This is a genomic window from Microbacterium sp. NPDC058389 (assembly GCF_042722305.1).
GTDB lineage: Bacteria > Actinomycetota > Actinomycetes > Actinomycetales > Microbacteriaceae > Microbacterium.
The window spans coordinates 46203-58819 of record NZ_JBHXJQ010000003.1 but is presented as its reverse complement, the minus strand read 5'-3'; the positions used below and the strand labels follow the sequence as shown (position 1 = coordinate 58819).

The window sequence follows — 12617 nt, the reverse complement described above, 5'->3', positions numbered from 1 at the left end:
AGGCAGGATGGTGTCGATGTCAACGCCGACCGACCCCTCCCGCGACGACGAGCTGCGCGCCCTGCGGGCCCGTGCCTACGGACCCGACGCCGACATCCACGCCGACCCCGCCGCTCTCGCCCGTCTGCAGGAGCTCGAGGCGCAGCGCCGGACGGCCACCGCACCCGTCCTCGACGAGCCGTCCCCGCTCGCCCTGTTCGAGGAGACGGGGACGGATGCCGTCCCCGTGACCACCCGGCCGGTCGACGATCGCGCACCCGATGAACTCACCCCGGCCGCCCGTGCGCGGGCCGCCGACACGTCGGACGCGCCGTCCGCCCCGGAGGACGACATCCCCTCCCCCGAGCCGGAACCCGCGCAACCGGAACCTGCGCGGCCGTGGTGGCGTCGGCGGCGCGCGGTGTGGGTGGGATCGCTCGTCATCGCGCTGCTGCTGGGCGTCGGCCTGACGCTGTCGGTGCAGGCGATCACCTCGGGCAAGGTCACCACGCTCGCCGTGGACCGGGACGGCGAGTGGCCGACGCAGATGTTCGGCGAGCGGCCTCCGGGTGCGCTGCGGTTCGAGGACTTCCACGGACTGTCGGTCTTCGGACTCGGCCAGGGCTTCGGCGGCGGCGTGGACCAGGTGTGCATCTCGGTGCAGTCCGCGTCGGACGGCTCCGGCAGCCTCGGCGCGTGGGGATGCGGGAACGTCGAATTCCCCGCCGCCGCCTCGCTGACCGTGATCGAGACCGCGCCGCGCGAACTGCGCGACGCGTTCCCCGTCGGCACCTCGCTGCAGTTCGTGCTCGACGGCGACCAGGTGCACGTGTACGCGAAGAGCCCCGGCATCCGCGCCTCCACGCCGGCGTCCGTCCCCGGCTCGTCCGCCGTCGGCGGCTGAGACGCGGAGCGCCACCTCGACCCTCGTGGGGTCGAGGCGGCGCCCGCTCGTCATCGGCGCCCGGTCATCGCGCCGACGGCGACCCCGTGGGTTCAGGCGCCGACGGCGTCGGGGTGACCGACTGCGACGGCGTCGGGGTCGGCCCGGTCGGCGTCGGCGTCGCACGCGGTGCCGGGTCGGGCGCCACGCCGCCCGACTTCGCCCCGGTCGTGACGAACACGCTGGGCGGCGACGCCGTGCGACCGCCGCCGGCCGACTGCGCGATAACGAGCCACGCGTACGCCGTGCCCCGCTTGAGCCCCGGCCACGTCACCGACGCCACCTCGCCCGAGGCGACCGTCGACGTGCCGACCACCGCGACCGGGTCGTACAGCGCCAGCGAGTCCGTGCGGAAGCCCGTGGTGCGCGAGGAGAGGTCGACCGGCAGCACCATGTTGTCGGAGGACGGGTCGTAGCGCAGCGCCGGATCGTGCTCGTCGGACCCGAAGTCGTCGAGGAACGGCGAGTACGTGTCGACGATCATCTCGCCGCGGTCCACGTCGAACTGCAGCAGCCGCAGGTAGCTCGCGCCGAACCGCAGCTGATCGCCCGGCGCGTAGCCGCCGATGTCGGTGAGGCCGAGATCGGCCGCCGACACCGTGTAGTTCTGGTAGTCCGCGAGCAGCTCGACCACACCGTGACCGACCTGACCCACCTGCGGCTTCACGTTCGTGCCGACGCCGTGCACGTGCCCGGCGAGGATGAGGAACACGTTGGGGTTCTTCTCGACGACCGTCTTGAACAGCATCGAGCCGTCGGGCGCCGCGTACGGCGCATCACGACCGTCGCGCTGCGTGCTCGCGGCGAGGTAGTCGTGCGACAGCAGGATGCCGTTGCGCTCGGGGTACCGCTGGAAGATCGAGTTCGCCCACGCGGCCTCCTCCCAGGTCACGCCGTACGAGAGGCCGACCGAGACGAAGTCGAGCCCGCCCGCCGAGAACAGCGTGTAGTTGTTCTGGTTGTCGCCCTCGCGCCACGGACCGCCGTACTCCGCGTTCTCCCACGTGTCGTCGAGCGCCGCGTACCGGTCCGGGCCGAAGTACTGGTTGTACATCGCCCCCGGGCCGTCCTCGGTGCCCGACCTGTTGTCGTGGTTGCCCGCGATGACCTGGTTGGGCACGCCGGCGGCATCCAGGATCTCCTGCTGGCGCGACGACACCTCGAACTCACCGGTCACCTCGCGCATCATCGCCTCGTCGGCGGGTGTGCGGATGTTGTTCTCGATGATGTCGCCGGTGTGCGCGACGTACTCGATCCTGCGGTCGTCGGCGTTGGACGCGATCCAGCGCGTGATGTCGCCGTACGCCTTCTCCCAGATGGCGCGCTCCGCCTCGGTCTCCTGCTCCGTGGCTCCCTCCGACAGGTACTGCGTGTCGGTGAAGTGGGCGATCGAGAAGTCGTACGAGGCCGGGTCGGCGAAGCCCTCGGCGCCCGCGTCGATCTCGTCGGCGAAGGGGTCCTCGCCGGTGATCATCACGTGCACCTGCTGACGGTCGATGTACCGCGCATCCACGATGGCGGACAGCTGCGTGTCGCCCTCGAGCGCACCGCGCGAGCTGGCCAGCACGTCCCAGGCCGAGGTCTGGAGGTTCCAGGCCCGCAGCGACACGACGCGGGTCGGGTCGATGACGCCCTCCCAGCGCAGCACCGGGTCGGCTACGCGGCCCTTGATCTGCACGTCGAAGCGCTGGAACGACACGTCGCCGCTCGCCGGCGAGTCGAGCGTCAGCCCGTCGCCGGGCGCGAGCGCCTTCGTGCCGCCCACGTTGCTCTCGCCGGCGACCGTCAGCGTCGTCGGGACCTCCGGAGCCGACCCCTGCCAGCCCTGGTTGGGCGTGAGGATCTCGGCCTGCTGGAAGGTCGCGGTCACGTCGCCGCCGTCGGGCTCCGACACCTTCGCCTTGAGCGTGACCGTACCCGAGACACCCGTCGCGCCGCCGGCCGGGGCCAGCTCGGTCGGAGCGTCGGGGATGCCCGCAGAGGTGAAGACGATCTCGCGCGTCGCCGCGTTGCCGAGCGAGTCCGCGGCACTCACCGCGATGGTGTGCGGCCCCGCCCCGAGGCCGGGGCCGACGGCCGCGCCGAGCGAGATCGGCTGCCCGTCGAGCGTCAGCTCGGGGGTTCCGACCAGGCCCGTCGCGTCTTCGAGCTCGACGTCCAGGGCCACCGCCTGGGTGATCGTCGCGCCCGCTGCCGGCAGGCTCGACGCCACGGCGGGCGCCGAGTTGTCGGTGAAGAGGGTGCGCGTCGCGACCTCGCCGGTGGTGGATGCCGCCGCCACCGCGTGCGGTCCGTCTGCGAGCGCGGTGGTGTCGACGTCTGCGCGCAGCCCCTGGGCCGTGGCATCCGTCACGAGGAAGTGCAGGTCGACCTCGCGGAACAGGTTGATGTTCGACCCGCAGGTGCCGTCGCCGAGCGCGTACGACGCCTTCGCGCGCTGCGGGGTCGCGGTGCCCGACGCCGGGGTCAGCGCGACGTCGGAGATCGTGAAGTCATCGCGGTTGCAGCCGGTGGCCGTGGTGCCCGTGACGAACTCGACCGTGTTCCAGCCGGGCAGCAGCCACTCGTTGGGGATGATCACGTCCGCGCGCTCGTTCACGAAGTCGCCGCCGAGCGTGTACCGCACGCCGTTGACGAACAGCAGGTTGGCGAAGGTCGCGTCGATCGAGTTCGCGCCCACGGTGAAGCTCAGGGTCGCCTCACCCGAACCGAGCGTCGGCAGCACGGCGACGGCAGGCGCCTCGACCGTCCAGTGGGTCTCGGCGGTGCGCAGCGCCGTCGTCGACGACCCGCAGTTGCCGTCGCCCATGACATAGCTCCCGGCGATCGCGACACCCGTCGCGGTGCCGCTGCTGACCGCCAGGCCGAGATTCGACAGCGTGAAGTCGTCGAGGTTCGCCCCGCACGTGGAGCTGATGTCGCCGGCGACGATCTCGATGACGTTGTCGCCGGGCACGAGGTAGCGGTTGGGCACCGGGACGTCGACACGCTGGTTCACCCAGTCGCCGAGGATGTCGACCTTGTGGCCGTTCACGAGCAGGTGGTTCTGATACCGGTGCTCGATCGAGTTCGACCCGACGTCGAAGCTGAACGTCGACGAGCCCGCGCCGAGGCTCTGCGCGGCCGCCGGCTCGGCGCCGTCGACGGTGAGGGATGCCACACCGCCGGCGCCGGCGGCGGACCGCGCCGCCGAGACGGTCTGCGTGCCCTGCGCGAGAGTGCCGTCCTCCGGCGCCACCGCCGGGGCGCCGACCGGGGCGTTGTTGACCGTCACGGCGTGCGCGACGCGGCCGCCTGCGGCGGTCGTCGCGACGATCTCGTGCCGGCCGTTGGCGAGCGTCGTGGTGTCGACCTCGGCCGACAGTCCCGGCGAGGCGAGCGGGTCGCCGAGCACGAAGAACGAGAGCTCGGCGTGGACGATGTCGCCGGTCTGGGTGCCGCAGTCACCGTCGCCGAACGACAGGGTGAACGGGTTCTCCTCGCCGTCGGCGACCTCGCCGAGCAGCTCGAGCCCGACGTCGGTGACCGCGAAGTCGTCGTAGTTCACACCGCAGGCGGCGTCGGCCGTGCCCGCGAAGAACTCGACGGTGTTCTCGCCGGTGACGAGCCAGTCGTTCGGTACCGGGATGTCGACGCGTTCAGACACCCATGTGCGGTCCTGATCGATGCGGTGGCCGTTGACGACGAGGTAGTTGTGGAAGCTGAGCGCCGCAGAGTTGCTGCCGACCTCGAAGCTCAGGTGGGCGACGCCCGGCGTCGGCGTCGCACCGATCGGCACGCCGTCGATCGTGAGGCCCGACACGGCGTCACCGGCCGTCGTGGCGTCGGAGGCGACCGTGACGGCGCCCTGCAGATAGACGCCGTCTGCCGGCGTGAGCGTGGGGGCCGCCGGAGGCGCGGGTTGCGGCCGGTCGGGGGGCGCCGCGGAGGCCGCGGGCGCGGTCACGGTCGTGAGCACGAGCGCGCCGGCGACGGTCGCCGCGACGGCGAGCGCCGTGCCCCTTCCTCTGGAGTGTCCGGTTCTCTGGTCGCGGGGGCGTTGACCGATCGGCCGCATGGGGATGGCGTCCTTCCTCGTCTTCGACAGGAGGGCGCACGGATCATGGGGAGAGCACGCCCGCAGCCGACTGTGGACGGGCTATGTGAACGCTGTGCGAGCACGAGGCGACGTTCGGACGTCAGCGGGGGAACCGCTCTCCGCGCGGGCGCGGCGAGCGTGTCAGCGGCGGGCCGGACGGCCCGGGGATTCAGGCGCCGCGGCTGCCGGCATCCAGGACTCCCACGTCGGTGCGGTGGAAGTTCTGGAACGATCGGGATGCCGTAGGGCCGCGCTGACCCTGATACCGGTTGCCGTAGGGGCCGGAGCCGTAGGGGTTCTCGGCCGGAGACGAGAGACGGAAGTAGCAGACCTGGCCGATCTTCATGCCCGGCCACAGCTTGATCGGCAGCGTCGCGACGTTCGACAGCTCGAGCGTGACGTGACCGGTGAATCCGGGGTCGATGAAGCCCGCGGTGGAGTGGGTGAGCAGGCCCAGGCGACCGAGGGAGGACTTGCCCTCCAGACGGGCGGCGACGTCGTCGGGAAGCGTGATCTGCTCGAAGGTCGAGCCGAGCGCGAACTCGCCCGGGTGCAGGATGAACGGCTCGTCCGGATCGACCTCGATGAGGCGCGTCAGCTCGGGCTGGTCCTCGGCAGGATCGATGAACGGGTACTTGTGGTTGTCGAACAGCCGGAAGTAGCGGTCGAGCCGCACGTCGACACTCGACGGCTGCACCATCGCGGGATCCCACGGGTCGAGCCCGATGCGCCCCGCCTCGATCTCGAGCCGGATGTCGCGGTCACTGAGCAGCACGGTGCCAGCCTATCGGGAGGGGCGGGCGCGGAGCCCGCCCTCCCGATCGGCGCCTACCTGGCGACCTTCACGGTCACCGGCTTGACGGCCGTCTCGCCCTGCGAGTTCACGAGCACGCCCGTGTACGCGTACGTCCCGGCCGGCAGGTCACGGAACTTCACCAGCGCGGACTGCGCCTTGGGCGTGTTCATCGTGAGCGGCACCGTCTTCACGAGAGTGCCGTTCTGGTACAGCCGGAACTCGGACGCGTTCTCGCCACGACGCAGATCCATGCGGATCTCGAAGTCGCCCGCGTGCTTGCCGCGGTCCTTCGCGTTGAGCGCGGTGAGCACGCCCGCGGCGGGGGCCGCGGTGGCGCCGTCGTCGACCGCGAAGGTCGCCGTGAACGCCCGGTCCGCCGTCACCGCGACCTCGAGCCGCGGGTCCGTGCCGACGACTTCGCCGTTCTCGACCCAGCCCGTGAACCGCGACCCGGTTGCGGGTTCGACCGTGAGCGCGATCGTGCTGCCGAGCTCGTAGCGGCCCGGCTCGACCTCGTTCCCGACGATCTTCACGGTCCCGGTCGGCGCCTCGGCGGGGGCCGTCGCCGACACCGCGTGCGAGGACATGCCGATCGCCATGACGTTCCACAGCGTCGGGATGCCGCGCGCCGTGGCGCCGTTGTAGCGCATGACGTTCACCGCCTCCACGGTGCCGCCGGCGAGGTCGACGGTGTAGCCGTCCGTGCCGAGGTTGTCGGTGCCGAGGTTGAAGGCGCGCACGTCGCCCGACGACACCACGAGGCCCGAGCGGGTTCCGTACGCGAACACGTCGTGCAGCTGCAGGTCCGTGGCGCCGTCGACCTGCACGAGCTCCTCGCGCACGCGCGACACGGGGTCGATCACCTGCGCGAACAGGTCGATGCCGTCCCAGCCCGGCAGAGCGAACCCGGTGCGCAGGATCGCGTTGCCGTTCGAGAGCAGCCCCTCGATGCGGCCGCCCTCGTTCGCGCCGACCGTCACTCCGCGGTCGAGGTACAGGCCCAGCACCTTGCGCACGAGGAAGCCGTCTGCCGCGTCGGACGACAGGTCCACCGCGTTCCACGAGTTCGACAGCCCCATGTTGCGGATCGCCAGGTTCGGCGCCGTGCCGCGGATGGTCGCGGGGTACGCCACGAGCCCGGTGGCCGGGTTGTTCTCCGGATAGAAGACCCGGATGCCGGCGACGGCAGCCCCCTTGCCGCTCAGTGTGAGGAAGGCGGGATCGGTGTCGGCGGTCGCGCTGTCGCGACCCTCGTACGCGAGCAGCACGGTGCCGCGGCTGGCGCCGTTCTGGTCGCGCGTCGGCACCGACGACGAGCCGCGCAGCTCCACGCCCGCCGGGACGTCGAGCCGGCCCGAGACGCGGTACCACCCGGCGGGCACGTACACCACGCCTCCGCCGGCGGCCGCGGCCGCGTCGATCGCCGCCTGCAGCGCGGGCGTCGCATCCTGTTCGGGGATGTACTCGAGCCCGCGGGGAGCGTCGAAAGGCGCGTCCGTCGCGACGAACAGGCGCGCGTCGACCGGCTGGGGATCCGGCTGCGGCTCGTACGAGCCCACCTCTCCGTCGAGCACGTGCACGGTGCCCTCGGTGTCGCCGTGCACCTCGACATCCGTCAGCTTCACGTACCCGCCGGTGAGGTTGCGGACCGCGTGGTCGCCGTCGAGCACGCCGCCGGCGAAGCCGACGCCCCAGCGGGTGTCGATGTCGTCGACGAGCACCGCCGTGCCCGCACGCTCGATCCAGGCGTCCAGGAACGAGCCGGTGAACGACGCGCGCTGGCCCTTCACGATGTGGATGCCGACGGCGTAGTCGTTCGCGACGACGTTCGTGAACTGCTCCCACTCCAGGTCGCCCAGGGTGAGACCGGTGCCGTTGGTCCGGGTCCAGGCATCCAGCACCGCCCGATCGGGCGCCCCGAACGCCGAACCCGCGCCGGCCCAGTATCCGTTGTCGAACCGGACGTCCTCCCACGTGCCGACATCGGCGCCGTTGAAGGCCGCCGCGCCTTCGGCGAGGACGGTGCCCCGGATGCCGCGGACCGTCGTCACCTCGTGCACCTGGCCGTCGCGCGCGGGAGTGCCCCGGTCGCTGCGCATCGTGCTCACGCCGATGCCGCGGTAGCTGTTGAGCATCGTGACGTCCTCGACGGTGGAGACCATGTAGTTCTCCTCGCCGATCCAGGCTCGGCCCGGGATCTCGAACGTGTAGCCGAACGCCACGGGGTCGGCGGCGTCCTGCTCCGGGTACCACGTGGTCACGCCGCTCACGCCGGCGCTGCCGCCGATGCGGAACAGCGACGGGGACGCGTCGCCGCTCGGGAGGTCAGCCACGATCAGCGTGCCGTAGTCGTCGCCGGCCGTGTCGGGGTCGCGACGGTCGCCGCGCAGCGAGCAGAATGCTCCCACCTCGATCGTGTCGGTGACGAGGTACTCGCCCGCGGGCAGCCACACGGTGCCGCCGCCGAGGTCGGTGCAGGCGTCGAGGGCGTCCTGGATGGCCGCGGTCGCGTCGTGCTCGCCGGTCGCGTCGGCGCCGAAGTCGCGCACGGCGTCGACGTCGGCGACCACGAGGTCGCGCGTCGGGTACACCGTCTCCGCGATGAAGGGCTCGGTCTCGGGCAGCGCCCGGTCGCGCACCTCCAGCTCGAAGAACGAGAAGTTGACGATCTCGGGCGCGTAGCCGGTCAGCTCCACCTGGAGGTACCGCGCCGTCGCTTCCGCGAAGCGGGTCTTGACCGCGCCGGCGCCGCTCGCGGTCGCCTGCGCGACGCGCGTCCAGGTCTCGCCGTCGTCCGAGACGCTGATCGCGTACTCCTTGGAGTAGGCGGCCTCCCACACGATCCGCACGTCGTCGAAGGTGCGCGGGTGTCCGAAGTCGAGGCGGAACCACTCCCCGACTCCGCCGATGCCGCTCGCCCACCGCGTGGAGGTGTCATCCCCGTCGATCGCATCGGCGGGACTGCGGCCGATCTCGGTGCTCGATGCGGTGGCGGTCGCCTCGTCGGCGAAGCTCGTCGAGATGCGCGCGGCGCGGAACTGCGCCAGTGCGTCGGTGAGCACCGATGTGGCGTCGGCGATCTGCTGGCCGGTGGCGTCGTCGTCGTCCGCGACCGCTTCGCCGGCGGTCACGGCGTCTGACAGCGTGTCGACCGCGGCCTGCGGGTACTGGCCGTCGCGGTCGCCGACGCGCGCCGAATCGAGCGCCAGCGACGACTGCGCGAGGAGCGCCTGCAGTCCGCTCTTGGGCTCGAGCGCCGTCGGAACGACGGTGACGCGCAGCTTCGAGATCTTCACCTCGGTGTTGCCCTGCACAGCCAGGCGGAAGTCCGATCCGTTGGCACGATTGGTCATCACGGCGTCATCGAGCACGAACGTGTGGCGGCGCCATTCACCCGAGGTCCCGGTCTGGAACGTGGCCGAGTTCTTGAACATGTCGGGGATCGTCGTGCCCGGCGAGTCGTACTGGAGGTTGAACGCCCCGCCCTCGTCGAGGTAGTCGACGCTCACGAGCACCCGGTCGCCGTCGACCGCGTTCGCGTACGTGTCCGACACGTTCGCGTAGACGTAGAGGGTGCCGTTGGGCGTGCTGGCCCGGTTCGTCTGCCAGTAGTCCTCGCCGGCCGTCTCGCCGGTGACGATCGCCGTGTCGTCGCCCGGGCGCACCGTGATCCCGTCCGCCACGACGTTGGCCCCCAGGTCGACGCTGGTGCCGACCGCCAGCACGCGCACGGACGCGATCGCGAGGTCGATGTTGTCGGCCGCGGAGATGCCCGCGCCCTCGATCCCGATCCGGAAGTCGGCGCCGTTCGTGCGGTCGGTGAACCGCGCGTCTTCGAGGAGGAAGGATGCCGCCTGCCACCCCTCCGCGGCCTGGTAGTCGTAGCGCGGGGCGTCGACGAAGCCGCCGTCGGCCCCGTCGTACTGCAGCACGATGCTGCCCGCGGCCGGGGCGAGGTGATCGAGCGAGATGACCATCTCGGTGCCGGCATCCACCACGAAGTCGTCGGCGACGTCGAAGTAGAAGTACACGGCGCCGGTCGACTTGTCGGTCTGCCAGTAGCCGCGGCCGTCGGCCTCGCCGACGACGGGCTCCGTGCCGACGTCGCCCACGTGGGCGGCGAGTCCGTAGGACGTGGGCTGGGCGCCGAGGTCGATGCCGACGCCCTTCGGATAGAGCGCCGAGGCGCCGAAGGCGGGTGCGGCCACGAAGGCGAGGAGGGCGGCCACGAGCGCCGACACGGTGCCGGCGGCGATCGCCCTCCATCGTCGCGGCGGGGAGATCTGGTCCATCGTTCCTCCGTCGTTGGAGTGGGGAAGCGTTCAAGAGTATGAACAACGTTCTAGAATATGATCGAGTCTATGAGGGCAACCCGCCGCGGTGTCAAGGGTCTCGGGCATGGATGACGCCGCAGTATGCTCGGCACATCGGAGCATCGTTCATGGGGATGAACGACAGCCGCAGCCGGGAACGCCTCACCTTCAGACGGAGGCTGCACGACGCGCGCACGGAAGGGGACGCATGGCACCGACGACCGCCGACGACACCGAGGGGACGCCGTCCGGAGCGGTGAAGTCCTCACTGCGCACGCTGGAGATCCTCGAGCTGCTGAGCGGCAGCCCCCGTCAGACGATCGCGTCCATGTCGCGCGAGCTGGGGATCCCGAAGTCGAGCCTCCACGGCCTGCTGCACACCATGGTGGGCCGCGGCTGGCTCGAAACGGACCAGACCGGGACCCTCTACAGCCTCGGCGTCCGGGCGTTCCTCACCGGTGCGGCGTTCGTCGAGAGCGACGACCTCGTGACGCTCGCCCAGCCCGCGCTCGACCTCATCGCGGAGCGCACGGGCGAGACCGTGCACCTCGGTCGCCTCGAAGGCGGCGACGTCGTGTACCTCTCCAAGCGCGAGTCGCGCCACGCGCTGCGCCTGTTCTCCGCGGTCGGCCGGCGGCTCCCCGCGCACGCGACCGCCCTGGGCAAATCGATCCTCGCGACGTTCGACGACGACGAGGTCGACCGGCGCCTGTCGTGGCCGCTGGAGGCCCTGACACCGCAGACCATCACCGATCCGGCCGCCTTGCACGCCGAGCTCGCCGACGCCCGTCGCAAGACCTACGCGTCCGACAACGGCGAGAACGCGCAGGGCATCCGCTGCGTGGCGGTCGCCCTGCAGCCGACCCGCGGGTCGTACAGCGCGATCAGCTGCTCCGTGCCCGCGAGCCGCATGACCGAGCAGCATCGTGCCGACATCATCGACGCGCTGATGGTGGCCCGCACCACGATCGACTCGCTGACGCGGCCGCTGCGACGCTGACTCGGCCCGGCCCGCTCAGCGCGAGGCGCTGTGGATCACGACGTGCGACCTGACGGGACGGACGGGACGCTCACTGCTGCAGCACGAGCAGCGAACTCGTGGCCGTCGCGAGGACCTGGCCGCCGGCATCCGTCAGCTCTCCCTGCGTGAAGATCACCCGCCGGCCGCCCTTGACCACCCACCCGCGGGCACGGAGTCGCCCCGACGTGGCGAGGATCGGGCGCAGGTACGACACGTCGAGGTCTATGGAGGTGTACCCGACGCCGGCCGGGAGCGTCGTGTGCCCCGCACACCCCACCGCCGAATCGAGCATCGTGCACGCCAGCCCGCCATGCACGAGCCCCAACGGGTTGTAGTGGAACTCGTGCGGGTCGCACTCGAAGACGGCCTCACCGGGATCCGCCGAAGCCAGCCAGAAGCCCATCAGGCGGGCGATCGGCGGGGGCGGGAACTCCTCCTCGACGATCGCGCGGAGGTAGCTCAGGCCATCGAGACCGCGGGACGCCTCCAACGGCGGCGCCGGGTCCTCCCAGCTGATCGTCCTGGTACGGCCCGCGTGCGCTGTCATGGCCACACGATAGCCCTCGCCTGTTGCCGCGCGGTGTCGGGCACGGCCTGCGTTCCGCCGTGACGTTCTTCCTCGCCCTGGCGGCCAGCATCCTGGGCCTCTTCGCGCCGGCGGCCTACTGGGCCACGATCGTCATCGCCGTCGCCGGGGTGGGGTGGGTGTTCGTGCGCGCGTCCGGCGCTGCCCGAGGCGCGTGACCCGCCCTGCGGGTCCGGACCAAGATCGTCGGCGACGAGCCTGTCGGCCGATCCCGAAGCTGCACGGTCGCGCTTATTGAGTAAGCTGTACACCTGGCCGTGATCGAGGGGCATCCTTCCCCGTCGTTCCGGGCCTCGGGGCTGTAGTTCAATGGCAGAACTTCTGCTTCCCAAGCAGACAGCGCGGGTTCGATTCCCGTCAGCCCCTCCACGAAACCCCCTCTTCGGAGGGGGTGTTCGCGTCCGGGGGCCAGTGAGGCGCCGCCCTGCGGCCGGTCAGTCCGTGCGCTCGTAGGAGCCGCGGACGAGCGGAGCGGGCTCCGCGTCAGCCGGCACGGCGGTGTCGAGCTCGACGGCGAGGCGGCCGTCGGCGGCGCGGAGGCGCATGACGGTGCGTCCGCGGTCCGAGCGGCGGTCGAGGACGAGGGTGTCGTCTTCCCAGGCAGCCGTTCCCGGGGTCTGCGGCACGAAGCCGTACGAGTCGAACCACCAGAACCCGCCGCCGGCCACGACGGCGTGCGCGTCGAGCCGCCCGCCGTCGTGGGTCTCGACGTAGTCGAGATGGATGCCGTCAGGCCCCGGCCTCACCGCGATCGAACCGCGCGCGGTCCCGGCCGCCGTCCAAGCGGTCGCGAAGAGCTCCTCCTCGCCCGTCCAGTTGCCGACAAGGGCCTCGTACCGCGGATCAGACGTCACGCACCGAACCTACCGACCCGGGCGACCCGGGCGCGGTCGACGCGGCG

8 protein-coding genes and 1 tRNA gene are annotated in these 12617 nt (G+C 71.4%); 4 read left to right on the top strand and 5 right to left on the bottom strand.

What is annotated here, in order from left to right:
• Nucleotides 1–16: 16 nt before the first annotated feature.
• Nucleotides 17–883 carry a hypothetical protein gene (locus tag ACFWJ8_RS05490; protein WP_378809694.1) on the top strand — a complete coding sequence of 289 codons (867 nt, stop codon included), beginning with the start codon at nt 17–19 and terminating at the stop codon, nt 881–883.
• A gap of 64 nt (nt 884–947) precedes the next feature.
• On the opposite strand, the gene ACFWJ8_RS05485 is transcribed toward ACFWJ8_RS05490, so the two are convergent.
• The 3 genes from ACFWJ8_RS05485 to ACFWJ8_RS05475 all read right to left on the bottom strand — a co-directional run bounded on the left by ACFWJ8_RS05485 (nt 948) and on the right by ACFWJ8_RS05475 (nt 10088).
• Nucleotides 948–4880 (bottom strand): metallophosphoesterase, encoded by a 3933-nt coding sequence (locus ACFWJ8_RS05485; protein ID WP_378809692.1) that lies wholly within the window; start codon nt 4878–4880, stop codon nt 948–950.
• A 289-nt stretch (nt 4881–5169) separates the two neighbouring features.
• Nucleotides 5170–5775 (bottom strand): dCTP deaminase, encoded by a 606-nt coding sequence (gene dcd, locus ACFWJ8_RS05480; RefSeq protein WP_378809690.1) that lies wholly within the window; start codon nt 5773–5775, stop codon nt 5170–5172.
• Between the two features lie 53 nt (nt 5776–5828).
• Nucleotides 5829–10088 (bottom strand): glycosyl hydrolase family 28-related protein, encoded by a 4260-nt coding sequence (locus ACFWJ8_RS05475; RefSeq protein ID WP_378809688.1) that lies wholly within the window; start codon nt 10086–10088, stop codon nt 5829–5831.
• Nucleotides 10089–10317: 229 nt separating this feature from the next.
• Between ACFWJ8_RS05475 and ACFWJ8_RS05470 the strand changes: the two genes are divergently transcribed.
• Nucleotides 10318–11109 carry an IclR family transcriptional regulator gene (locus ACFWJ8_RS05470; protein ID WP_378809686.1) on the top strand — a complete coding sequence of 264 codons (792 nt, stop codon included), beginning with the start codon at nt 10318–10320 and terminating at the stop codon, nt 11107–11109.
• Between the two features lie 70 nt (nt 11110–11179).
• On the opposite strand, the gene ACFWJ8_RS05465 is transcribed toward ACFWJ8_RS05470, so the two are convergent.
• Nucleotides 11180–11677, bottom strand: a complete 498-nt coding sequence (locus tag ACFWJ8_RS05465; RefSeq protein ID WP_378809685.1) for a PaaI family thioesterase — start codon at nt 11675–11677, stop codon at nt 11180–11182.
• A gap of 59 nt (nt 11678–11736) precedes the next feature.
• Between ACFWJ8_RS05465 and ACFWJ8_RS05460 the strand changes: the two genes are divergently transcribed.
• Together ACFWJ8_RS05460 and ACFWJ8_RS05455 are read left to right on the top strand one after the other, a co-directional pair.
• Nucleotides 11737–11874 (top strand): hypothetical protein, encoded by a 138-nt coding sequence (locus tag ACFWJ8_RS05460; protein ID WP_378809684.1) that lies wholly within the window; start codon nt 11737–11739, stop codon nt 11872–11874.
• A gap of 137 nt (nt 11875–12011) precedes the next feature.
• A tRNA-Gly gene (locus tag ACFWJ8_RS05455) sits at nt 12012–12085 on the top strand.
• A 65-nt stretch (nt 12086–12150) separates the two neighbouring features.
• Here the strand turns inward: ACFWJ8_RS05455 and ACFWJ8_RS05450 are convergent.
• Nucleotides 12151–12570: a hypothetical protein gene (locus ACFWJ8_RS05450; RefSeq protein WP_378809682.1), complete on the bottom strand. Its 420-nt coding sequence runs from the start codon at nt 12568–12570 to the stop codon at nt 12151–12153.
• Between the last annotated feature and the right edge of the window lie 47 nt (nt 12571–12617).

Coding starts and splice junctions, on each gene's coding strand:
- ACFWJ8_RS05465 (WP_378809685.1), bottom strand. CDS start 11,677: ATGACAGCGCACGCGGGCCGTACCAGGACGATCAGCTGGGAGGACCCG.
- ACFWJ8_RS05470 (WP_378809686.1), top strand. CDS start 10,318: ATGGCACCGACGACCGCCGACGACACCGAGGGGACGCCGTCCGGAGCG.
- ACFWJ8_RS05490 (WP_378809694.1), top strand. CDS start 17: ATGTCAACGCCGACCGACCCCTCCCGCGACGACGAGCTGCGCGCCCTG.
- ACFWJ8_RS05475 (WP_378809688.1), bottom strand. CDS start 10,088: ATGGACCAGATCTCCCCGCCGCGACGATGGAGGGCGATCGCCGCCGGC.